The organism is Aestuariimicrobium sp. T2.26MG-19.2B, from assembly GCF_950101875.1.
GTDB classification, from domain to species: Bacteria; Actinomycetota; Actinomycetes; order Propionibacteriales; family Propionibacteriaceae; genus Aestuariimicrobium; species Aestuariimicrobium kwangyangense.
This window is the reverse complement of record NZ_CATNLW010000002.1, coordinates 601,272-623,212: the sequence shown is the minus strand read 5'-3', so window position 1 is coordinate 623,212 and position 21,941 is coordinate 601,272. Positions and strand designations below refer to the sequence as shown.

At 67.6% G+C, this 21,941-nt stretch carries 20 protein-coding genes, 1 tRNA gene and 1 other RNA gene; 19 read left to right on the top strand and 3 right to left on the bottom strand.

All coding sequences use genetic code 11. From position 1 onward, the window contains the following. Nucleotides 1–65 precede the first annotated feature (65 nt). The 3 genes from QQZ11_RS12710 to QQZ11_RS12700 all read left to right on the top strand — a co-directional run bounded on the left by QQZ11_RS12710 (nucleotide 66) and on the right by QQZ11_RS12700 (nucleotide 2,604). Nucleotides 66–139 (top strand) — tRNA-Val (locus tag QQZ11_RS12710). A gap of 453 nt (nucleotides 140–592) precedes the next feature. After that, the gene (locus tag QQZ11_RS12705; RefSeq protein WP_284550669.1) at nucleotides 593–817 is read left to right on the top strand and encodes a hypothetical protein; all 225 of its coding nucleotides are present in this window, start codon (nucleotides 593–595) and stop codon (nucleotides 815–817) included. Between the two features lie 137 nt (nucleotides 818–954). Further along, nucleotides 955–2,604, top strand: coding sequence for a glycoside hydrolase family 36 protein (locus QQZ11_RS12700; protein WP_284550668.1), 1,650 nt, complete (start codon nucleotides 955–957; stop codon nucleotides 2,602–2,604). On the opposite strand, the gene gdhA is transcribed toward QQZ11_RS12700, so the two are convergent. After that, nucleotides 2,564–3,913 (bottom strand): NADP-specific glutamate dehydrogenase, encoded by a 1,350-nt coding sequence (gdhA, locus tag QQZ11_RS12695; RefSeq protein ID WP_026378045.1) that lies wholly within the window; start codon nucleotides 3,911–3,913, stop codon nucleotides 2,564–2,566. The two genes, QQZ11_RS12700 and gdhA, sit on opposite strands and share 41 nt — an antisense overlap. 120 nt (nucleotides 3,914–4,033) lie before the next feature. Between gdhA and prfB the strand changes: the two genes are divergently transcribed. From prfB to smpB, 6 genes are all read left to right on the top strand, one after another. Then, nucleotides 4,034–5,143: a peptide chain release factor 2 gene (prfB, locus tag QQZ11_RS12690; RefSeq protein WP_284550667.1), complete on the top strand. Its 1,110-nt coding sequence runs from the start codon at nucleotides 4,034–4,036 to the stop codon at nucleotides 5,141–5,143. Between the two features lie 157 nt (nucleotides 5,144–5,300). Next, complete coding sequence (gene ftsE / locus QQZ11_RS12685) at nucleotides 5,301–5,987, top strand: cell division ATP-binding protein FtsE (RefSeq protein WP_022910478.1); 687 nt, start codon at nucleotides 5,301–5,303, stop codon at nucleotides 5,985–5,987. Between the two features lie 39 nt (nucleotides 5,988–6,026). Beyond that, a complete protein-coding gene (ftsX, locus tag QQZ11_RS12680; RefSeq protein ID WP_284550666.1) occupies nucleotides 6,027–6,929 on the top strand; it encodes a permease-like cell division protein FtsX in 903 nt (300 codons plus the stop codon). A gap of 27 nt (nucleotides 6,930–6,956) precedes the next feature. Then, nucleotides 6,957–8,390: a M23 family metallopeptidase gene (locus tag QQZ11_RS12675; RefSeq protein WP_284550665.1), complete on the top strand. Its 1,434-nt coding sequence runs from the start codon at nucleotides 6,957–6,959 to the stop codon at nucleotides 8,388–8,390. A gap of 14 nt (nucleotides 8,391–8,404) precedes the next feature. Next, entirely contained in the window at nucleotides 8,405–8,737 is a 333-nt protein-coding gene (locus QQZ11_RS12670; RefSeq protein ID WP_284550664.1) for a TfoX/Sxy family protein, read from the top strand. Nucleotides 8,738–8,867: 130 nt separating this feature from the next. Beyond that, a complete protein-coding gene (smpB, locus tag QQZ11_RS12665; RefSeq protein ID WP_022910474.1) occupies nucleotides 8,868–9,341 on the top strand; it encodes an SsrA-binding protein SmpB in 474 nt (157 codons plus the stop codon). Nucleotides 9,342–9,412: 71 nt separating this feature from the next. Here smpB and QQZ11_RS12660 read toward each other — a convergent pair whose 3' ends face one another. Further along, complete coding sequence (locus QQZ11_RS12660; RefSeq protein ID WP_022910473.1) at nucleotides 9,413–9,784, bottom strand: FKBP-type peptidyl-prolyl cis-trans isomerase; 372 nt, start codon at nucleotides 9,782–9,784, stop codon at nucleotides 9,413–9,415. A 90-nt stretch (nucleotides 9,785–9,874) separates the two neighbouring features. Between QQZ11_RS12660 and QQZ11_RS12655 the strand changes: the two genes are divergently transcribed. From QQZ11_RS12655 to secA, 10 genes are all read left to right on the top strand, one after another. Beyond that, nucleotides 9,875–10,519: a DUF1707 SHOCT-like domain-containing protein gene (locus QQZ11_RS12655; protein WP_022910472.1), complete on the top strand. Its 645-nt coding sequence runs from the start codon at nucleotides 9,875–9,877 to the stop codon at nucleotides 10,517–10,519. Between the two features lie 64 nt (nucleotides 10,520–10,583). Continuing rightward, nucleotides 10,584–10,952, top strand: a transfer-messenger RNA (tmRNA) gene (gene ssrA / locus QQZ11_RS12650). A 108-nt stretch (nucleotides 10,953–11,060) separates the two neighbouring features. Next, on the top strand, nucleotides 11,061–11,627 hold the full coding sequence (locus QQZ11_RS12645; RefSeq protein WP_022910471.1) for a YqgE/AlgH family protein: 567 nt from the start codon (nucleotides 11,061–11,063) through the stop codon (nucleotides 11,625–11,627). 178 nt (nucleotides 11,628–11,805) lie between these two features. Next, nucleotides 11,806–12,453 carry an MtrAB system response regulator MtrA gene (gene mtrA / locus QQZ11_RS12640; RefSeq protein ID WP_051139766.1) on the top strand — a complete coding sequence of 216 codons (648 nt, stop codon included), beginning with the start codon at nucleotides 11,806–11,808 and terminating at the stop codon, nucleotides 12,451–12,453. Between the two features lie 41 nt (nucleotides 12,454–12,494). After that, the gene (gene mtrB, locus QQZ11_RS12635) at nucleotides 12,495–14,024 is read left to right on the top strand and encodes an MtrAB system histidine kinase MtrB (protein ID WP_281166935.1); all 1,530 of its coding nucleotides are present in this window, start codon (nucleotides 12,495–12,497) and stop codon (nucleotides 14,022–14,024) included. After that, a complete protein-coding gene (locus QQZ11_RS12630; protein ID WP_284550663.1) occupies nucleotides 14,021–15,772 on the top strand; it encodes a GerMN domain-containing protein in 1,752 nt (583 codons plus the stop codon). The genes mtrB and QQZ11_RS12630 overlap by 4 nt, the downstream gene beginning before the upstream one ends. A 68-nt stretch (nucleotides 15,773–15,840) precedes the next feature. Then, nucleotides 15,841–16,521, top strand: a complete 681-nt coding sequence (locus QQZ11_RS12625; RefSeq protein ID WP_284550662.1) for a ComF family protein — start codon at nucleotides 15,841–15,843, stop codon at nucleotides 16,519–16,521. Between the two features lie 98 nt (nucleotides 16,522–16,619). Beyond that, nucleotides 16,620–17,255, top strand: coding sequence for a ribosome hibernation-promoting factor, HPF/YfiA family (gene hpf / locus QQZ11_RS12620; protein WP_026378042.1), 636 nt, complete (start codon nucleotides 16,620–16,622; stop codon nucleotides 17,253–17,255). Nucleotides 17,256–17,314: 59 nt separating this feature from the next. After that, nucleotides 17,315–18,517, top strand: a complete 1,203-nt coding sequence (locus QQZ11_RS12615; RefSeq protein WP_284550661.1) for a winged helix-turn-helix domain-containing protein — start codon at nucleotides 17,315–17,317, stop codon at nucleotides 18,515–18,517. 90 nt (nucleotides 18,518–18,607) lie between these two features. After that, nucleotides 18,608–21,463 carry a preprotein translocase subunit SecA gene (gene secA / locus QQZ11_RS12610; RefSeq protein ID WP_446698857.1) on the top strand — a complete coding sequence of 952 codons (2,856 nt, stop codon included), beginning with the start codon at nucleotides 18,608–18,610 and terminating at the stop codon, nucleotides 21,461–21,463. Nucleotides 21,464–21,466: 3 nt separating this feature from the next. On the opposite strand, the gene QQZ11_RS12605 is transcribed toward secA, so the two are convergent. After that, nucleotides 21,467–21,925: an Rv3235 family protein gene (locus QQZ11_RS12605; RefSeq protein WP_284550660.1), complete on the bottom strand. Its 459-nt coding sequence runs from the start codon at nucleotides 21,923–21,925 to the stop codon at nucleotides 21,467–21,469. Between the last annotated feature and the right edge of the window lie 16 nt (nucleotides 21,926–21,941).

Genomic DNA, 21,941 nt, shown 5'->3' with positions numbered 1-21,941 from the left:
GGGCAGCGACACTTCGTGTCCCCGACCTGACAGAATGGGGTGTCGAGCGCGCCGTCGGGTGCCTCGGGCGCATAGCTCAGGTGGTCAGAGCGCCTGCCTTACAAGCAGGATGTCGGGGGTTCAAGTCCCTCTGCGCCCACCCCCTCCCTCCGAGGCACTCGAACCTCCCCAGGACGACGAAAAGCGCCCCACCCCGTTCAGGGGTGGGGCGCTTCGTCATGATGGCGGGACACTCTTCGTGGCTCGCCCCAGGGGAAGGTCTCGGTACATCGGGGGGAAGAGACCAGTCCACCAATCGGGGGGATCGGGCGATGCGGGGTGAAGAGCGACCCGCAGATGAATCGTTGCACGGCGTACGAGGGAGGTGAACCCCGCCCACCACTATTCGGTGAACTCTCCACCACGGCTTCAGCTCCGGATGGGAAAAATCCGACGGGCCGCTCACGACCCGTCGAAGGGCCATCCGACGCACTCCTGCCCGTCTTCGTGTCCTGTCTGAAGGGTTGGCCCAAGTCCACGCCGGGCCCGTCGGCAGCACCTAGATTGAACATGGGACCGACGACCGCCGCGCCCCACCGACGAAGGAGTCACCGTGGAGACCAATCACATCAAGGACATGCGCGATCGACTCGACCTGCTGCAGGAGAGCATGGACGACATCACGCAGCGCAACGGCCAGGGCAGCGACATCGGCCGCCTCGGTCTCGCGATCCGCGAACTGAGCGTCAGCCTCGGATTCGTCCTCAACGCAGCCGAGACAGACGTGGCCGAGGGCGGCACCCTCTTCACCGACCGCACGAGGCCCATCCAGAACTGAGTACGACCCGCGAGACTCCCTTCGGGGGTCCGAGGGGTGCACCGACCAGCCGTCAGTCGGCGAATCGTCCATGTCCACCCTGCGCCATGCCTGCAGAACCTGCCCGCGCCCCGGCCGTCGCTCACTAGGCTGGGCTGGTGCCAGTCACCATCACCGACCATGCGGTCGCGGCCCACGATTCCTTCGACCTGGAACTGGAGTTCCCGTTGGGGGCCGGGGTGGGTCTGTGGACCCCCGAGGCCCGCGGCCATCGCACCCTGCCCCCCGACTGGGCGAACCGGACGACCACCAGCTTGGTCCAGTCCGCGCCCGTGGTGGTGCTGCACGACGCGGAGGGGATCGCCCTGTGGGGGCTGGCCTGCTCCGAGGTGGTCGGCGAGATCAGCATCAGTGGGGGAGTGAGCGAGGAGCACAAGTCGGTCAGGTTGTCGCTGCACGCGGCGGCCGAATCCGGTGACCGCGTGGTGCGCGTGGCGACCACGGATGCGCCCGCCCCTCTCGGCGAGGTGGTCGGTGAGCTGTCGGCCTGGCTGGGTGAGGTCAACCAGATCACGGCGCTGCCGCTGCCTCGGGCGGCCACCGAACCGGTCTTCTCGACCTGGTACACCTATACCCAGGACGTCAACCACGACAATGTCGTGGCCGAGGGCCGGATGGCCGCCGAACTGGGCTGTCGCAGCCTGTTCGTGGACGACGGTTGGCAGGTCGGCGGTCACGGCCGTGGCTACGGCCGCTGCGGGGAGTGGATCCCTGACACCGACAAGTTCCCCGACCTGCGGGCCACCGTCGATGAACTGCGGGGCCTCGAGGTCGACACCGTGCTGTGGATCGCTCCGCTCCTGCTCGGCATGGACAGCCCGATGGTGTCGCAGTTGGGCCAGTACGCCCCGAAGGGCGACGAGCGGAACCGGATGTGGATCCTCGACCCCCGCCACGCACCCGTCCGCGAGTTCGTCGCCTCCACCTGCGCCCGGATCGTCACCGACTACGGCGTCGCCGGCCTCAAGATCGACTTCCTCAACAACGCGATGGTCTACGCCGGTGAGGTCGTCGACAACCCGGGTGAAGGCTTTGTCGCCGACGTGGGCGAGGCGATGCGGATGATGCTGGGGCAGGTGCGCTCCCGGTTGGCGGAGGCGGGTCTCGCCGAGCCGATCATCGAGTTCCGACAGCCCTACGTCTCACCGGCCATCACGGCCTACGGGAACTGCATCCGGGTGGGTGACTGCCCGGCGGATGCGGTGGTCAACCGGCAGGGCTCGCTCGACCTGCGTCTGTTCGTCCGCGAGGTGGCGGTTCACGCGGACCCGCTGATGTGGGCGAGGGACGGCGGGGCGGTCGCGGTCGCCCAGCAGTTCCAGAGCACCTTCTTCTCCGTGCCCCAGGTGTCGATGCCGCTGGCCACCCTCGACGACGAGCAGCGCAAGACGCTCGCCCACCAACTGCGGCTGTGGCGCGACTGGCGCGAGGTGGCGTTGTTCGGACGGCTCTCGGTGCAGGGTTCGGAACTGGGCTACACCCACGCCCGAGCCGTCCACGACCGGCGGGCCGTGGTCGCCGTGTGGCGGCCCGAACTGGTCAACCTCACCGACCTCGACGTCGACGAGGTGCTCGTGCTGAACGGGTCCACCGTCGACGGCCTGCTGCTGCGCGACGTGGACGACTGGGAGCCGGTGAGCTGCTGGGGCCCTAGCGGTGTGCCGACGGAGTCGGACGCCCCGGCCCCAGCCTTCGGGACGGTGGTGCTCAGACCACGCCCTGGGCGAGCATCGCGTCAGCGACCTTGACGTAACCGGCGAGATTGGCCCCCACGACGTAGTCGCCTGGGTGCCCGTACTCGTCGGCGGTCTCGAGGCAGGTCGCGTGGATGTCGGTCATGATCGCCTTCAGGCGCCTCTCGGTGGCGTCGAAGTGCCACGCGTCGCGGCTGGCGTTCTGCTGCATCTCGAGCCCGCTGGTGGCAACCCCACCGGCGTTGGAGGCCTTGCCCGGCGCGTACAGCACACCCGCCTGCTGGAACAGGTCAGCGCCGGCGATGGTGGTGGGCATGTTGGCGCCCTCGGCCACCAGCCGCACCCCGTTCCTGATCAGGGTGGCGGCGTGGGTCTCGTCGAGTTCGTTCTGGGTGGCGCAGGGCAGTGCGATCTCGCAGGGCACGTCCCAGATGGACCCGGACTCGTTGAAGGTGGCGCCGGGTCGGGCGTCGGCGTAAGCGCTCAGGCGGGCTCGGTCGACCTCCTTCACCTGCTTGAGCAGGGCGAGGTCCACCCCCTGCTCGTCGACGACGAAGCCGGACGAGTCCGAGCACGCCACCACGGTCGCCCCCAACTGCTGGAGCTTCTCGACGGCGTAGACGGCCACGTTGCCCGACCCGGAGACGACGCAGCGTCGTCCTTCGAGGTCTTGGCCGCGCTGGGCGAGCATCTGCTCCACGAAGAAGACGGTGCCGTACCCGGTCGCCTCGGTACGGACGAGGGAACCGCCCCAGCTGATGCCCTTGCCGGTGAGCACCCCGGCCTCGAAACGGTTGGTGATGCGCTTGTACTGCCCGAACAGGTAGCCGATCTCGCGGCCACCGACCCCGATGTCACCTGCCGGCACGTCGGTGTGCTCGCCCAGGTGGCGGTACAACTCGGTCATGAACGACTGGCAGAAGCGCATGATCTCGGTCTCGCTGCGGCCCTTCGGGTCGAAGTCCGAACCACCCTTGCCGCCCCCCAACGGCAGCCCGGTCAGGGAGTTCTTGTAGACCTGCTCGAAGCCGAGGAACTTCACGATCGACAGGTTGACGCTCGGGTGGAACCGCAGGCCGCCCTTGTAGGGGCCGAGCACGGAACTGAACTCGACCCGGAAACCGCGGTTGACCCGCACCTCACCGGAATCGGTCATCCACGGCACCCGGAAGATGATCTGGCGCTCCGGCTCGACCATGCGCTGCAGCACCGACCACTGGGCGTAGTCGGGTCGGCGGGTCACCAGCGGCGTCAGTGAACGCATCACCTCGCCGACAGCCTGGAGGAACTCCGGCTCCCCGTGGTTACGACTGGCCACCTCGTCGAGCATGTCGGCCAGTTTGGGATGCACGGCGTCTGTCATGGTCGTGACTGTACCGATCCGTCCGGCGGCGAACCCTCGCATGTCTGGTCGTGGACGTCAGGTGCTGCGGGTGCATCGATGGGGTCGGAGCGGCGGTGGTCAGCGGTAGAGTGACCTCTCGTGGCACTTGCTGATCTGACCGAGACCATCTCGACCCTTCGACACTCCCTCGACTCGATCGAGGCAGTGCTCGACCCTGCGTCGAAGAAGAAGGAGATCGCAGACCTCGAGGAACAGGTGGCCGCTCCCGACCTGTGGAACGACCAGGAGAACGCCCAGAAGGTGACCTCCCGCCTGTCGAGCCTGCAGGGCGAGGTGCAGCGGGTCGAGAAGCTCCGCCAGCGACTGGACGATGCCGAACTGCTGCTCGAGATGGCTTCCGACGAGGGCGACTCCGACTCGGTGCACGAGGTCGAGACGGAGGTCTCGTCCCTGGCGAAGTCGATCGAGGCCCTCGAGGTGCGCACCCTGCTGTCGGGTGACTACGACTCCCGCGAGGCGGTCGTCACCATCCGGTCCGAGGCGGGCGGCATCGATGCCGCCGACTTCGCGCAGATGTTGCTGCGCATGTACACCCGCTGGGCCGAGCGACACAGCTACCCCTTCGAGGTCTATGACATCTCCTACGCGGAGGAGGCCGGTATCAAGTCCGCCACCTTCACGGTCAAGGCCCCCTTCGCCTACGGAACCCTGTCGGTCGAGCAGGGGACGCACCGTCTCGTGCGGATCTCTCCCTTCGACAACCAGGGACGACGCCAGACCTCCTTCGCCGGGGTCGAGGTGCTTCCCGTCACCGAGGAGACCGACCACATCGACATCCCCGAGGCCGACGTGCGGGTCGACGTCTTCCGCTCGTCCGGCCCCGGCGGCCAATCGGTCAACACCACGGACTCGGCGGTTCGTCTGACCCACCTGCCCACCGGACTGGTGGTGAGCTGTCAGAACGAGAAGTCGCAGCTGCAGAACAAGGCGGCCGCGATGCGGGTGCTGCAGTCGCGTCTGCTCGAGCGTGCACGGCAGGAGCGGGAAGCCGAGATGAACGCGCTGAAGGGCGACGCCGGCAACTCGTGGGGTTCACAGATGCGTTCCTACGTGCTCCACCCGTATCAGATGGTCAAGGACCTGCGCACCGACCACGAGGTGGGCAATCCCGACGCCGTCTTCGACGGTGACATCGACGGCTTCATCGATGCCGGCATCCGGTGGCGCCGCAGCGCCGAGGAGCACTGAGCCGGGTCGGGAATTGTCGGGCCGTGGGCGTGGCAGCTTGCGGCTCCGGCGGCTGCACCTAGACTCGTCGCAGTCGGCCTGAGAAACCCTCAGGAAACCCTCCAGCGTCGTCCACCGCGACGCCATGCCCCCCAAGTCCCCCGACGAAGGATGCCGTGTGATCACGTTCGAGGACGTCACCAAGCTGTACGAGGGATCCACCAAGCCCGCTCTGCGCGGCGTGAACGTGCAGATCGAGAAGGGGGAGTTCGTCTTCCTCGTGGGCCAGTCGGGGTCGGGCAAGTCGACCTTCCTGCGGCTCATCCTGCGGGAGTACCGCCCCACCAAGGGCACGGTGTTCGTCCTCGGCAAGGACCTGAACCGGCTCGCGGGATGGAAGGTTCCGGGGCTGCGCCGCCAGATCGGAACCGTCTTCCAGGACTTCCGGCTGCTCCCGGGCAAGACCGTCTACGAGAACGTCGCCTTCGCCCTGCAGGTGCTGGGTCGTCCGACCTCGGAGATCAAGAAGGTCGTGCCCGAGACACTTGACACCGTCGGCCTGGCGAGCAAGGGTGCACGTCTGCCCGAGGAACTCTCCGGCGGTGAGCAGCAGCGGGTGGCCATCGCCCGCGCCTACGTGAACAAGCCGAAGATCCTGATCGCGGACGAACCGACCGGCAACCTCGACCCGGCCACCAGCGTCGGCATCATGAAGTTGCTCGACCGCATCAACAAGACCGGCACCACGGTGATCATGGCCACCCACGACTCCACCATCGTCGACCAGATGCGACGACGGGTGATCGAGTTGGAGTCCGGCCAGGTCATCCGCGACCAGAGCAAGGGCGTCTACGGCACCGCCTGAGCGGTGACGAGCGCCCCACCCGAAAGCGAGAGAGATTCGATGCGACACACGCTGCGCGAAACGTGGTCCGGACTGCGCCGCAACCTGGCCATGAACGCCGCCGTCGTGGTGACCATCTTCGTGAGCCTGACCCTGTTCGGCATGGGACTGCTGATCAACCGACAGGTCGACGTCACCAAGGACCGCTGGTACGACAAGATCGAGGTCTCGGTCTTCCTGTGCGTCAAGGACTCGTCATCGGGCAACTGTGACCCGGGCCAGGACGCCACTCAGCCGCAGAAGGACGCCATCCAGGCAGCGCTGACGAAGAACCCCGAGGTGCAGCAGGTGCACTACGAGTCGAAGCAGCAGGCCTACGACGCCTTCCGCGAGACCTTCAAGGACTCACCCCTGCTCGACACCCTCACGGTCGACCAGATGCAGGACTCCTTCCGGGTGAAGTTGGTCAACCCGGAGCAGTACAAGGGAGTGGTGGCCGAGGCCGGCGTGATGCCGGGGGTGCAGGCGGTCGTCGACCAGCACCTGATCCTCGACAAGATCTTCTCGGCGCTGAACCTGCTCAAGTGGGGCACCGTCGCCCTGGCCGGACTCCTACTGCTGGCCGCGTGGGTGCAGATCGCCAACACGATCCGGATGGCCGCCTTCGCGCGTCGCCGCGAGCTGGGGATCATGCGACTGGTGGGGGCGAGCAACTGGTACATCATGATGCCGTTCCTGCTCGAGAGCCTGCTCACGGGGGTCATCGGCTGGGCCTTGGCCAGCGGAACACTGCTCGGTCTGCACGAGTTCGCGATCGTCCGCAACGCTCAAGTCTCACTTTCGAGTTTACGATGGATTGACCGTGCGGACGTCTATGGGGCGATCGGATGGGTTGCGGTGGCGGCCATTGGGCTGTCTATCATCCCCACGCTGATAGCAACCAAGCGATACCTGCGCGTCTGACGCCGGTGTCAGAGAAGGGGTACAGCTGTGATTCGGGACCTCCCCCCCGCCCGTAGCGGTTCCCGCGCGGGCCGAATCGCCCGATTCGGTCTGGCCGCCCTCGTGGCCCTGAGCCTGGGTCTGGGCAGCGTCCAGCTGGCCACCGCCGACCAGCTCGACATCCAGAAGAAGTCGGTGCAGACCCGCATCGCGCAGAACAAGCAGGATCTCGACGAGGCCAATGCCCAGGCCGTCGCCGCCACCCAGGCGCTGGCGCAGTCGCAGGCGGCGTTGGCAGACGCGCAGGCCAAGCTGGCCGCGGCCCAGTCCCGTCTCGAGCAGTCGCAGGCCCTCGACCAGAAGCGGGCCGCCGAACTCGAGGTGGCCCAAGCCGCCCAGCAGCTCGCCCAGGACGAGGCCGACAGTGCCCAGCGGGACGTCGCCGTCTGGCAGCACGAGTCGGGTGCCCGGGTGCGCGAGACGATGCAGCAGCAGAACCCGCTGGCCGGCTTCGGTTCGCTGTTCTCGAACACCACCATCGACGACCTGAACCAGAAGGTGCAGTGGTCGACCACCGTCCTCGACTCGACCAGCGCCCAGATGGATCGCCTGACCGCGCTGAAGTTGAAGTTGGACGCCGCCGAGGCCAAGGCCACCGAGGTCGAGGCCAAGGTCTCGAAGTTGCGCGCCGAAGCGGCTGCTGGTCTGAAGACCTCGCAGCAGCTGCAGGGGGCTGCCAGCCAGGCCGCCGCAGAGGTGGCCACCGCCAACGCGCAGAACCAGAAGGCCAAGGCCAGCGCCGACGCCCAGGTGAAGGCCGAGCAGCAGCGGCAGGTTGCACTGCAGACCGAGAGCGAGGCCGTCGACAAGCGGATCGCCCAGCGCATCGCCGCCCAGAAGGCAGCAGCAGCCAAGGCCGAGCGCGACCGCCTGGCCCGCGAGCGTGCCGAGGCCAGCCGCAGGGCGGCAGCCGCGAAGGCGGCAGCGGCCAAGGCCAAGAGTTCGTCGAAGACCTCACGTTCGACCAACCGGACGAGCGGCGGCAAGACGTCCACCAGGACCACCACCCGCACCACCACTGCCTCGCAGGGTTGGATCTACCCGTCGGGGGCAGCCATCACCTCGCAGTACGGCATGCGTCTGCACCCGGTGCTGCACATCTGGAAGCTGCACGACGGCACCGACTTCGGGGCGGCCTGCGGCTCACCCATCCGCGCGGCCCGCTCCGGAGTGGTCGCCGAGAGGTACTACAACGCCGGTTACGGCAACCGCCTGATGATCGACCACGGCCTGGTCAACGGCCGCTATGTCACCACCGGCTACAACCACGCGATCCGCTACACGGTGGGCGTCGGCCAGCACGTGTCGCAGGGCCAGATCATCGGCTACGTCGGCTCGACCGGTTACTCGACCGGCTGCCACCTGCACCTGATGGTCTGGGTCAACGGCCAGGTCACCAACGCCATGACCAGCATCTACTGAGTGAGTGTTCGGTCGTGCCCTACGATCCCGTGATCGCCGATCGACTCCGCGCCGCACTGGCCGGAGTCGACGGCGTGAGCGAGAAGAGGATGTTCGGTGGGGTCGGCTTCATGGTGAACGGCACCATGGCGGTTGCGGCCTCGTCGACCGGGGGAGTGATGCTGCGTTCCGACCCCGATGACAGCGGGGGCATCATCGACGGGGTGGCCATCACCGAGATGGAGATGAAGGGTCGTCCCATGAAGGGCTGGCTGGCGGTGCTGCCAGAAGCCGTGGCCACCGACGAGGACCTGCAACGCATCGTTGACCACGGGGTCACTGCCGCCAGGTCACTGCCCTCCCGCTGAGCCCGCCGAGGGCGTGAAGGCGCGCACGGACCGCGCCGGAGGACGCAGTGGCCCTCGAATTGGGTGGGCGGGTGATGCTCGTCGGCCTATGCTGGGAGGTCGCAGCACCCCACCAGATCGGACGACACCCATGCCACGCGAGAAGGGCCGCAAGCTCATCGCCCAGAACAAGAAGGCCTTCCACGACTTCCACGTGGGGGAGCGGTTCGAGGCTGGGCTGGTGCTGACCGGTACCGAGGTGAAGTCCCTGCGTCAGGGGCGGGCCTCGCTGGCCGATGCGTTCGCCACCATCGATGACGGTGAGGCGTGGCTGCGCAACGCGCACATCCCGGAGTACGCCTTCGGCACATGGACCAACCACGCGACCAGGCGCACCCGCAAGCTGTTGCTGAACCGCCGCGAGATCGACAAGTTGGCGCGGGAGACCGACCATTCGGGACGAACCATCGTCCCGCTGTCGATCTACTTCTCCGACGGCTACGCCAAGGTCGAGTTGGCACTGGCGACCGGAAAAAAGGAGTGGGACAAGCGGCAGACGATCGCCGAGCGCGACGCCAACCGCGAGGTCGAACGGGAGCTGGCGCAGCGCCGCCGGCGCGGCTGAGCCCTTCGGTCAACCGGCCGGCGGCCTGGGTATGGGTGGTTCGGGTCGTGTCGGGGTGCCTCGGTCCGCAGTCAGCGGACGCCGACGAGGTCGCACACGAAGATCAGGGTCTCGCCCGGCTTGATGACGCCACCGGCGCCTCGGTCGCCGTAGGCCAGGTGTGCGGGGATCACCAACTGGCGACGTCCGCCCACCTTCATCCCCTGGACCCCTTGGTCCCATCCCTGGATGACCATGCCGGCGCCGAGGGGGAACGACAGGGGCTCGCCCCGGCCGTAGCTGGAGTCGAACTCCTCGCCGGTGGAGTACGAGACCCCCACGTAGTGCACGGCCACGGTCTGGCCGGCAGTGGCCTCGTCGCCCTCGCCCTCGATCAGGTCGGTGATGACCAGTTCGGTGGGGGCAGGACCCTCGGGAAACTCAACTTCAGGCTTTTCAGTCATGGCCACGAGGGTAGTGGAAGGTACCCAATCCGGGGTGATTCGGGGTCGCGCCCGATCGCTGCCCAACGGCCCGCGCGGAAGAATGGTCGCATGATCCAGCCCGCCCCTGCCCTTCCTCCGGCGTCCCAGCACCCGAGCCTTTCCCTCCTGGTGACCGAGGCCCAACGAGACCGGGCCCTCGCCTACCTGCAGAACGCCTATGCCGAGGGTCGCATCACCGCCGAGGAGCTCGACCAGCGGGTCGGTCAAGCCCTCCTGGCCCGCACCCGCGCCGATCTCAACCGTGCCTTCGCCGGGCTCGTCAGCGTGCCCCTGTCGAGCGCCGCGGTGGGCGCCCACCCCGCCTACGCCCCGATGCTCAACCAGCACCGCGACGGGCGCACGGGCAAGGGAGCCGCCGGCTTCGCACACTTCTCGGCCCTCGCACTGGGCTTCATCGGTCCGGCCATCACCTACGCAGCCACCAGTCCCGGAACCTTCGCCCATCGCGAGGCCGCCAAGTCGTTCAACACCCAGATTGCGCTGTCGATCGCGATGGTGGGGGCCATCATCGTCGGTGCGATCATCGATCCGCTCAGCTGGGTGACGGCTGTCGTCGGACTGGCCTGGCTGATCGTGACGGTGGTCGGGGGTGCCAAGGCGGCCAGCGGCGAGGACTCCGACACGTTCCTCACCAGCATCAACCCCATCAAGCTGCTCAACGACAGCGGAAAGCCGCGTGAGCTGGGTCGCTGAACCGGGTACACTGGTTCTTCGGCGGTCGTAGCCCCCTCGGGGGAGCGGACGTCACAACTCAACAGGGGGTGACTGGTTTCGACTTGGGACGATAGTCCCAGGAGAAGCGGGCCGAGAATCTGGGGTCAACTCGTAAATGTTCCCTGGAAACCAACAACTGCCGACAACACTCGCGCAGACTTCGCTCTCGCTGCCTGAGCAGTGACCGAAGGGTCAGACCGGATGTAGCCTTCCGTCCGGATCCTGGCCTCATCAAGGAGGCTTGCTGCCTCTCCTGCGTTGCAGGGGAGAGGTGGGACTTCACTGCGACTGGGCTTGTCAGTGATCTGTCGTCAGAAGCACTGGAGCCAAGTAGAACGTCATGACGACTGCGCCCGGAGAAGTCCTGGTTCATCTCTCGAGGACGCGGGTTCGATTCCCGCCACCTCCACCCCTGCTGCACGCCCTCGTTCCCGCCACCGCGCGGGGCGAGGGCGTTGTGGTTCCCGGACCTGCGCCGCCGGTGCCCCTGCCCCCGTTTCGCCCGTGCAAGGATGGAAGGGTGAGCAGCGGCAACCGACCCACAGCGGGTGAACTCTTGGTGGCCAGCGCCGAGCAGAGTGGCGGCTTCTTCGAACAGTCGGTCGTCTACCTCCTCGACGCGGACGAGTCCGGTGCCCTCGGGGTCGTGCTCAACCGGCTCGCCGACGCCGATCTCGACGAGGTGCTGCCCTCGTGGGTGCCGCTGGTCAGCCCCCCGCAACTGCTCTTCCAGGGCGGCCCGGTCTCGCCGAACGGTGCCATCTGCGTCGCCCGCCTGAACCAGCCCGCCGAGGAACCCCCGGGCTGGAGACGGGTGCAGGGAGACGTGGGACTGCTCCACCTCGACACCCCCACCGAGATCGTCACCGGCGCCTACTCCAACCTGCGCATCTTCGCGGGCTACGCCGGTTGGGAATCAGGTCAGCTGGAGGGTGAACTGCTGCGCGGTGACTGGTACCGGGTGCCGGCCCGCGAGACCGACCTGTTCGGCTCCGACCAACGCAACCTGTGGCGACGTGTGCTGCGCCGTCAGGGCGGTGAACTCGGGTTGCTGTCGACCTGGGTCGACGACCCCGACCAGAACTGAGTCCATCGGCAGCCCGCCTGCCAGCCTCCCCGTTGTGGGGTGGGCGTTAGCATGTCGTGATGAAGCATTGCCCGGGCGGCGATGCCCGTCCGAGGAGGGATTCGCAGTGGCCGAACCGACCCGCGGTGGCACGCGGCAGCGCGTGCTGGTGGTGGACGACGATTCGGCGCTCGCCGAGATGCTGCAGATCGTGCTGCGTCAGGAGGGATTCGACACCGCGCGGTGCGGACACGGCTCGAAGGCCCTGCAGATGTTCCGCGAGACCAAACCCGACCTGGTGCTGCTCGACCTCATGTTGCCCGGCCGTGACGGGGTGCAGATCTGCCGTGACATCCGGCAGGAGTCCGGGGTGCCGATCGTGATGCTGACCGCCAAGTCCGACACGACCGACGTGGTGACAGGGCTGGAGGCCGGCGCCGATGACTACGTCTCCAAGCCGTTCCGGGCCAAGGAACTGGTGGCTCGCATCCGCACCCGTCTGCGGCGGCTCGAGGTCGAGGACAGCGTGCCCACCATCCTGCGGATCGGTGACCTGCGCATCAACACCGAACGACACACCGTCACCCGTCGGGGCGCCCTGATCTCGCTCACCCCGCTGGAGTTCGACCTGTTGCTGGCGCTGGCGCGTCGTCCCACCCAGGTGTTCAGCCGTGAGCAACTGCTCGAGCAGGTGTGGGGTTACCGCCACGCCGCCGACACCCGCCTGGTCAACGTCCACGTGCAACGCCTGCGCAGCAAGATCGAGCGCGACCCCGAGCGTCCCGAGACCGTGATCACCGTCAGAGGGGTCGGGTATCGGGCCGGGGACCCCATCGAGGACGAGTGAACCAGCGACGTCGCACGATCGGTCAGTGGTGGTGGTCGTCCCTGCCGCTGCGGGTGATCTCGTCGACCGTGATCGGCTCCATCATCGTGGTGCTGCTGAGCGGCTGGCTGATCATGCGGCAGGCCACCGACGGCGTGATGGCGGGCAAGCGGAGTGCGGCGATCGCGGAGGCGTCGAGCTCGCTGGACCGTATCCAGCGCCAGTTGCGTGACACCGACCTGCGCACCGCCAGCCTGTACGAGCGGCTCAACCAACTGGCGGACGAGGCCGGCAGTTCGGGCAGCCAGTTCCACATCGTCATCCAGGGACCCGTCTCGGGATTCGTCTCGCCCGGTATCGCCCTCGACTCGGTTCCGCAGTCCTTGGTCGACGCGGTCGCCGCCGACCCCGACGGCATGTTCGTCACACCGACCACTGTGATCTCGTCCGACGACAGGGTGGCCCCGATCCCGGGGCTCGCAGTCGGCGCCCGGTTGCAGGCCCCGGTGTCGGGGCAGTCCTATCCCATCTACTTCATCTTTCCCCTCAACCACGAGGTGCAGGTGCTCCAGGTGATGCAACGCGCCCTGATCACCACGGGAGCGCTGCTGCTGGCCCTCATGCTGGGCATCTCCGCCCTCGTGTCGGCGCACGTGGTCCGTCCGATCAGGCAAGCGAGCATCATCGCGGGACGACTGGCCGACGGCCACCTCGACGAACGGATGGCCGTGCGGGGCACCGACGACCTCGCCAGTCTCGCCACGTCGATGAACCACATGGCCTCCGAACTGCAGCAGCAGATCGTGCAGTTGGAGGACCTGTCGCGCGTGCAGCAACAGTTCGTCTCCGACGTCTCCCACGAACTGCGCACCCCACTCACCACGGTGAAGATGGCCGCCGAACTGCTGCACGACGGTCGGGAGGACTTCGACCCCTCGGTGGCACGCACCACCGAACTGCTCTACGACGAACTGGATCGGTTCGAGGGACTGCTGGGAGACCTGCTCGAGATCAGCCGGTTCGATGCCGGGGCCGCGGTGCTCAACCTCGACGAGGTCGACCTGGTGGCTCTGGTGACCGCCGAGGTCGAGAGCCAGCGACCGTTCGCCGAGAGGGCCGGTACCCAGCTGCGTCTGCACGCCGAGGGGACGGCCTATGCCGAAGTCGACGCCCGGCGGATCCGGCGGATCCTGCGCAACCTGATCACCAACGCGATCGAGCACGCCGAACAGTTGCCCATCGATATCACCGTCAAGGTGGACGACGAGGCCGTCGCCATCGTCGTGCGTGACCACGGCGTCGGCTTCCTCGCCTCGCAGGCGCGGCAGGTGTTCCACCGGTTCTGGCGGGCCGATCCTTCCCGCACCCGCACCATGGGTGGCACGGGACTGGGCCTGGCGATCAGTCTGGAGGACGCGATGCTGCACGAGGGTTGGTTGTCGGCCTGGGGACGACCCAAGCGAGGAGCCCAGTTCCGGCTGACGCTGCCGCGCCGGCACGGTCAGGTGCTCCGCAGTTCGCCCCTGCCGTTGGCCCCCACCGACTTCACCCTGGTGGAACGCAACGTCACCCACGAGGTGGGTCACCCGTGATCCGCCGTCGGGACCTGTTCGCCCTCGTCCCCGTCGCCCTGGCCGCGAGCGGGTGCGCCACCATCGCCACGTCCGGACCTGTCACCCGGATCAGCCAGACACCGCTGGAACAGAACTCGCAGGGGGTCGACATCGCTCCGTTGCCGCCATCCCGCGGAGGCAACACCGAGGTGATCCTCGCAGGGTTCCTGACGGCTATGGCCACCCCGACACCGGGGTACCAGGTGGCGCGCCAATACCTCACCGAGGGTGCGGCCAAGAGTTGGAAACCCGACAGCGGTGCTGTCATCTACGACCCCCAGGACCATCCGCCGATCACCACCGACAAGTCGGCGGTGATCACGGCGCCCCTGGTGGGGCAGGTCGACGGGCAGGGTCGTTTCGTCCCCGGTCAGGGCACGTTGCAGCACGACTTCGGGATGCAGCGGGTGGGCGGGCAGTGGCGAATCGGCAACCCCCCCGAGGGATTGCTGCTGGCCCACACCCTGTTCACCCGCTACTACTCGCCGATCACGATCTGGTTCCTGTCAGCCGACAGTTCGATGCTGGCACCGCAACTGGTGCACGTGCCCGACACCGCGGCCAACCCCAGCCGCGCCCTCGACGCCCTGCTGGCCGGCCCCAGCACCTGGCTGGGTCAAGCGGTGGGGACCGCGCTCCCGGCGGAGGCCAAGGGCAGCACGACGGTCAGCATCGATTCCGACGGATTGGCCCTGGTCAACCTGTCGACGCAGTTGAACGTGCTCTCCGAGGGGGCGCGTACCCGCGCGGCCGCACAGATCGTCACCACCTTGACCGAGTTCGACCAGGTGCAGGCGGTGCGACTACAGGCGGGCGGCCAGGTGTGGCAGATCCCACGGGCCTCCGACCCGACCCGCATCCGGCGCTCGGATTTCGACTCCTACCAGCCCGTCGAGCAGCGCGCCGCGTCAGACCTGGTGGTCGTCCGCGACCAGGTGGTGGGGCGCATCGTCGAGGGCGGTTCCCCCGAGTTCACCCCGATCAGTGGGGCCTTCGGTGGACGCAGCTGGGGCGGGGTTCCCGGCAACGTCGACGTCGGCCCCGACCTGGGCACCGTCGTGGTGGTCAACGTCGCGCGTACCGAGGTGTGGACCACCCAGTTCGGCTCGGACCAGGCCACCCGACGCGTGACCGCCACCCAACTGTGTCGACCCCAGGTGATGCTCGACGGCACCGTGTGGAGCATCGGGACGATCGAGGGGCAGCCAACCCTGCTGCGGATGACCTTGGACGGACAGGTGCACCGCTTCCTGGTGAAGGATCTGCCCGTGGGCACGGTGAGCGCCTTCCGCATCTCGCCGGACCGCACCACGATGGCCCTGATCGTCGAGTCGGGCAAGACCCGCGTGCTCGGTCTGGTGAGGCTCCGGGGGACCGAGACCATCACGGTGGACGGCTGGCTCGAGATGCCCGTCACCACCACTTCGGGGCGGCTCGAGAATCCCCGGGACGTGGGGTGGGCCGAGCCCGCGACCCTGGTGGTGCTGAGCCCCACCGCCCAGGACTCCCGCACCTCGGTGTGGAGCGTCTCGGCCGATGGCGCCCTGGTCGAGGCGCTCGGCCCGTCAGCCAGCGACATCGAACCGGTGTCGCTGTCCGCCACTCCTCGACGTCAGGGCGTGACGGCCGTGATCCGTGGCAATGACAACCGCGTCTGGCGGTTCGAGGACAGGTTCCGATGGCGGCTGGTCGTCGGCGGCGTCACCAGTGCGGTGCTCCCGGGCTGAGTCCTCACGTCGCCCGAGTTGTCCACAGGCGGTCCGCGGTGGCCACTCGAACGGGTGATGATCAGGAGATGGAACCACGCGTGCGCGCGCTGCTCGACGCCACCGCCGACCTCTTCCTGGGCTCGTCCTGCCCGGGGTGCGGTCGTCCGGGCTGGGGCGCCTGCGGCTACTGCCTGGCCGCCCTGGCCCGCCCCACCCCCCTCCGCCTGGTCGGTCCGGCACCGGGATGGCCCGTGGTGGCGGCGTGCAGCTACCGCCCACCGGTGCCGGCGCTGGTGAAGGCGTGGAAGGACGAAGGTGGTTGGGGCCTCACCCGGCCGTTCGCCGAGGCCGTCTCGCTGCGAGTGGGGCTGGCCGGCTGGTGTGAGCCGATGCTGGTCGTCCCGGTTCCCTCTCGCTCCAAGGCTGTTGCCGAGCGCGGCCACGACCATGCCCGGGCGTTGGCACGAGCGGTGGCAAGGCGCCTGGGATGGTCCCACGAGCCGCTGCTGCGGGTGGGGCAATCCGGCTCCGACCAGTTCGACCTCGGACGAACCGAGCGGTGGCAGAACATGGCCGCCGCCATGCGCGCCCAGAGCGGGTCAGGCAGGGTGCTCCTGGTCGACGACGTGATCACGACCGGAGCCAGCCTGACGGCCGCCACCACCGCCCTGACCAGGGCCGGTTGGACGGTCTCTGGGGCGGCCACAGTGGCCTCGTCCGAACTCAGACACGCGCAAAGCACGCCCCGGCAGACACCCGCTGGGTGACTCGGTAACGTTGGTGCATGGCACGACCTGCAGCCCTCGATTGCTCGCAGGTTCGTGCCTGTGTCATGTCTGGACCCAGGCAAACATAGGAGATTGAGATGGACATCGTCGTTCAGGGCCGTCACTGCAATGTCAGCGACACCGTGAAGGAGCAGGTGGTCGAACGGATCAGCACCGTTGAGAGGTTCCGTGACCGGGTGCAGCGGGTCGAGGTGGAGTTCACCGTCGAGCCGGCCCGCCGAGGTCGCGACCAGGACGTGATCGCCGAGATCACCCTGCGGAGCAAGGGTCCGGTGGTGCGTGCGGAAGGACTGGCCGACGACAAGCTGGCCGCCTTCGACAAGGCCATGGAACGTCTCAAGACCCAGCTTCGCAAGGCCCAGGATCGGCGCAAGCACCACCACCACGGGCTGCGGACCGCGGATCACTTCGGTGCCCCCCTGATCGAGGCCGGTTCGTCGGAAGGTCTGGACGGAGAACACCAGGTCAACGGGTCGGACAGCCACCACACCGTCGCCGGACTCGACGTGATCGGTGACGGCCCCCTGGTGGTGAAGGAGAAGGAGTTCAGCGGGGCCCCGCTGACGCTCGCACAGGCGCTCGACGAGATGGAGTTGGTCGGGCACGACTTCTTCCTCTACTCCGATGCCGAGTCGGGTCGGCCCAGTGTGGTCTACCGGCGCAAGGGATACGACTACGGGGTGATCCACCTGGACGTGAGGAACGCCAGTTGATCCGTCACCGCGAGGTTTGTCCCCTCGGGAATGTCGGTGGGGCCCGTTAGGTTGGGCCCATGAGTGACCTGACCCTGGCCCTGGCCCGCCGGATGGCTCTGGCGGCCCAGGGCCTTGTCTCGCACCGACGTCCGCCCGCGGTCACCATGAGGCACGTGCAGACCGAGATCGAACGGGTCGCGCAGTTCCAGATCGACACGGTCAACGTCGTCCAGCGAGCCCACTACCTGCCGCTCTTCTCCAGGCTGGGGCCCTACGACCTGGCCCTGCTCGATCGGGCCGCCGGCAAGGCCCCGCGACGGCTCTTCGAGTACTGGGGCCACGCCGCCAGTCTGATCGACGTGGCACTGGCCCCGGCCCTGCGGCACCGGATGGAGGCCATGGCGGCCAGGTACGCCGACACCTTGGCCAGGGTCGAGACGGCGCACCCCGGTCTGCCCGCCCACGTGCTGTCGACCATTTCCGACCACGGCCCACTGACGGCCCGCCAGATCGACCACGAGGAGGAGCGCAGCCGCGAGAGCTGGGGATGGAACTGGTCGTCGGTCAAGCAGGTGCTCGAGTACGACTTCTCGGCAGGCTCCGTCTCCTCCGCAGGACGCAACAGCCAGTTCGAACGACGCTACGACCTGATCGAGCGGGTGCTGCCACCGCAACACCTGCACCAGGACTGGTCGCCGGTCGAGCAGCGCCGCCAGTTGTTGGCCCGCGCTGGCCGTGCGCTCGGGGTGTTCTCGCTCACCTGTGTGAGTGACTACTTCTACCTGCGGCGTGACGCCGTCACCGCCCAGGCCTTCGAGCAGTTGGTGGGCGAGGGGCAGTTCGTGCCGGTGAGGGTGCGCGGTTGGGAGACCAGGCCCACCTGGGTCTGGCACGAGGCAGAGCGCCCCCGTCGGGCCAGTGGCCGGGCCCTGCTCAGCCCGTTCGACTCGATGATGTTCCAACGTGACCGCATCGAGGCCCTCTTCGGCTACCCGTACCGCATCGAGATCTATGTGCCTGCGCCTCAGCGGGTGCACGGGTACTACGTCTATTCCTTCCTGTTGGACGACCAGCTGTGTGCGCGGGTCGACCTCAAGGCCAACCGGGCGGCTTCCCGTCTCGAGGTGAAGGCGACCTGGCTGGAGGCCGACGCGGATCCGGTGCGCACGAGCGCCGAACTGGCCCAAGCACTTCTCGAGCTGACCGGCTGGCTGGGGCTGGACCAGGTGGTGGTCGAGCCGCGCGGCAACGGTGCAGGGCGGCTCGCACCCCTGCTGTGAGGGCCTGCCACTGCGAGGCGGGTAGCATGATCGGGTATATGTGCGCCCCCTGCGGGGCGGCCCCCAGTGAGTCAAGCGAAAAGGACGTCTGTGAGCTTCATCGATCGACTGCTGAATGCCGGCAGTGGCAGGGAACTCAAGAAGCTGTCGAAGGTCGCCGACCAGGTCAACGCCATCGAGCCTGACTTCGAGGACATGTCGGACGACGAGTTGTCAGGGATGACCGCTGAGTTCAAGCAGCGCATCGACAACGGTGAGTCACTGGACAGCATCCTGCCCGAGGCCTTCGCGACGGTGCGTGAGGCGTCCAAACGGGTGCTGGGCAAGCGCCACTTCGACGTGCAGCTGATCGGCGGTGCAGCCCTGCACCACGGACGGATCGCGGAGATGAAGACCGGTGAGGGCAAGACCCTCGTGGGCACCCTGCCCGCCTACCTCAACGCGCTGACGGGCAAGGGCGTGCACGTGGTCACGGTCAACGACTACCTGGTGCGCTACCAGTCGGAGCAGATGGGTCGCGTGCACCACATGCTGGGGCTGCGCACCGACGCGATCCTCACCTCGATGACCCCGGCCGAGCGCGCCGTCGCCTACCAGGCCGACATCACCTACGGCACCAACAACGAGTTCGGCTTCGACTACCTGCGCGACAACATGGCGCTGTCGGCCGAGGAACTGGTGCAGCGCGGTCACCACTACGCCATCGTCGACGAGGTCGACTCCATCCTGATCGACGAGGCCCGCACCCCGCTGATCATCTCGGGGCCAGCCGAGGACAACCACCAGTGGTACCCCGAGTTCGCCTCGCTGGTCACCCGCCTGCGTCGGGATCGTGACTACGAGGTCGACGAGAAGAAGCGCACCGTCTCGGTGCTGGGCCCCGGCATCAGCACCGTCGAGGACCGACTCGGCATCCACAACCTGTACGAGTCCGCCAACACCCCGCTGATCGGCTACCTGAACAACGCCATCAAGGCCAAGGAGTTGTTCAAGCGCGACAAGGACTACGTCGTGATGCAGGGCGAGGTGCTGATCGTCGACGAGCACACCGGACGAACCCTCACCGGTCGCCGCTACAACGAAGGCCTGCACCAGGCGCTCGAGGCGAAGGAGGGGGTCGAGATCAAGGACGAGTACCAGACCCTGGCCACGATCACCCTGCAGAACTTCTTCCGCATGTACGACAAGTTGGCTGGCATGACCGGTACGGCTCTCACCGAGGAGAGCGAGTTCCAGAAGATCTACGGGCTGGGTGTGGTGCCCATCCCCACCAACATGCCCATGATCCGCGTCGACCAGAAGGACCTGATCTACCGCACCGAGGACGCCAAGTTCGATGCCATCATCGCCGACGTCGTCGAGCGACATGCCAAGGGCCAGCCGGTGCTGATCGGTACCGCCTCCGTCGCGAAGTCAGAGGAACTCTCCAAGCGGCTGCGTACCGCCGGTGTGCCCCACCAAGTGCTGAACGCCAAGCACCACGAGTCTGAGGCCGCCATCGTCTCGATGGCCGGTCGCAAGGGTGCTGTCACCGTGGCCACCAACATGGCCGGACGTGGCACCGACATCATGCTCGGCGGCAACCCCGAGTTCCTGGCCGACCTCGTGCTGAGGGAGCGGGGGCTCGACCCGCACACCACCCCCGAGGAGTACGAGGCTGCCTGGGATGACACCCTGGCCGAGCTCGAGGAGCAGGTCGCGGCCGAACACCAGGAGGTCGTCGAAGCGGGTGGGCTCTACGTGGTGGGTTCCGAGCGTCACGAGTCACGTCGCATCGACAACCAGTTGCGCGGCCGGTCCGGCCGTCAGGGTGACCCGGGGGAGAGCAGGTTCTACCTGTCGCTGGGCGACGACCTGATGAGGCTGTTCAACGGGCCCGCCATGGAGCGCGCCATGGTCACCCTGAAGGTGCCCGATGACGTCCCCATCGAGTCCAACTGGGTCGGCAAGTCGATCGAGAGCGCCCAGAAGCAGGTCGAGGCGCAGAACTTCGAGATGCGCAAGAACGTCCTCAAGTACGACGACGTGATGAACCGTCAGCGCCACGCGATCTACGGCGACCGCCGACAGGTGCTCGACGGCGCCGACGTGGAGCAGCAGTTGCGCGACACCGTGTCGAGGGTCGTTGAGGCCGCCGTCCGCCAGCGCACCGAGGGACTGCCCGAGGACTGGGACCTGGAGCAGTTGATCACCGACCTGCAGACGCTGTATCCCGTCACCGTCACCTTCGATGACATCGACGACGAACATGACGCGTCTGCCCTGGTCGAGCGCTTCGTCGAGGACGCCAGCCGTGCCTACGACGTCCGTGAGGAGTCGCTGGGAGCTGACACCATGCGCGAACTCGAACGCCAGGTGATGTTGACGGTGCTGGATCGCAAGTGGCGTGAGCACCTCTACGAGATGGACTACCTGCGCGAGGGCATCGGCCTGCGGGCCATGGCCCAACGCGACCCGTTGGTGGAGTACCAGCGTGAGGGTGGCCTCATGTTCCAGCAGATGATGGAAGCCTTCATGGAGGAGGTCGTCGGCTACCTGTTCAACCTGGAGGTCACCGGCGAGGTGAGCGGTGTCGGCGTGCAGTCGGGAGTCGACCCCCGCACCTTGGTCACGTCCGAGACCGATGACGCCGACGTGCCCGAGGCGGAGGTGGAGTTCGACGCCCTGGCCGAGGTGCGGGGTGTGACCTCCACTGCGCAACCAGGGGCTGCCCGGGAGGCATCGTCCCGTCGTCCCAAGGTGCGTGCCAAGGGACTGGCAGGGTCGCAGCCCGCCCGCGAGCGCCAGCTCACCTACACCGCTCCGGACGAGCAGGGTGAGGCGGAGAGTTCCACGTCATCGGCCCGCAACACCGGTGGTTTCGCCAACGTCGGGCGCAACCAGCAGTGCCCCTGCGGGTCGGGCAAGAAGTTCAAGGCCTGCCACGGGAGGAACACGGCGGCCTGATCCTCAGGCAGCTGCCACTCCCCACCGTGCCAGGTGGCCGCGGCTGCAGAGCACGTCGATCCTCGCGCAGGCCCATCCGCGCGGGGATCGCTCCAGCCGCAGGGTGATCATCACGGAGCGATCCTGGGTGACCACCCGCACGCATCCCTCGACGTGGCGGTGGTTGAGCACCGTGGCGCGCACGCTGCCGATCCGGGCACCCTCCCAGGCAGGCACCCCCGACCACGCGCGCAGCACGGTCATCGACTCCTCGCTGAACAGTGCCTGCACGTGCTTGGCCTGGCGCCGCAGCTGCAGCACCTCGAGGGCACGGTGGGCGAGCACACCCACCAACTGGGTGGCGCGCCGCTCGCCGCCCAGCGGCGACTCCTGTGCGGAGGGCGTGGTCCGATTCGAGCTCGGACCCCGAGGAGTGGGGGGTGTGGCGGTCGCGGGATCGAGGACCAGGGTGAGTGTCGTCATGGGCCCAACTGAATCC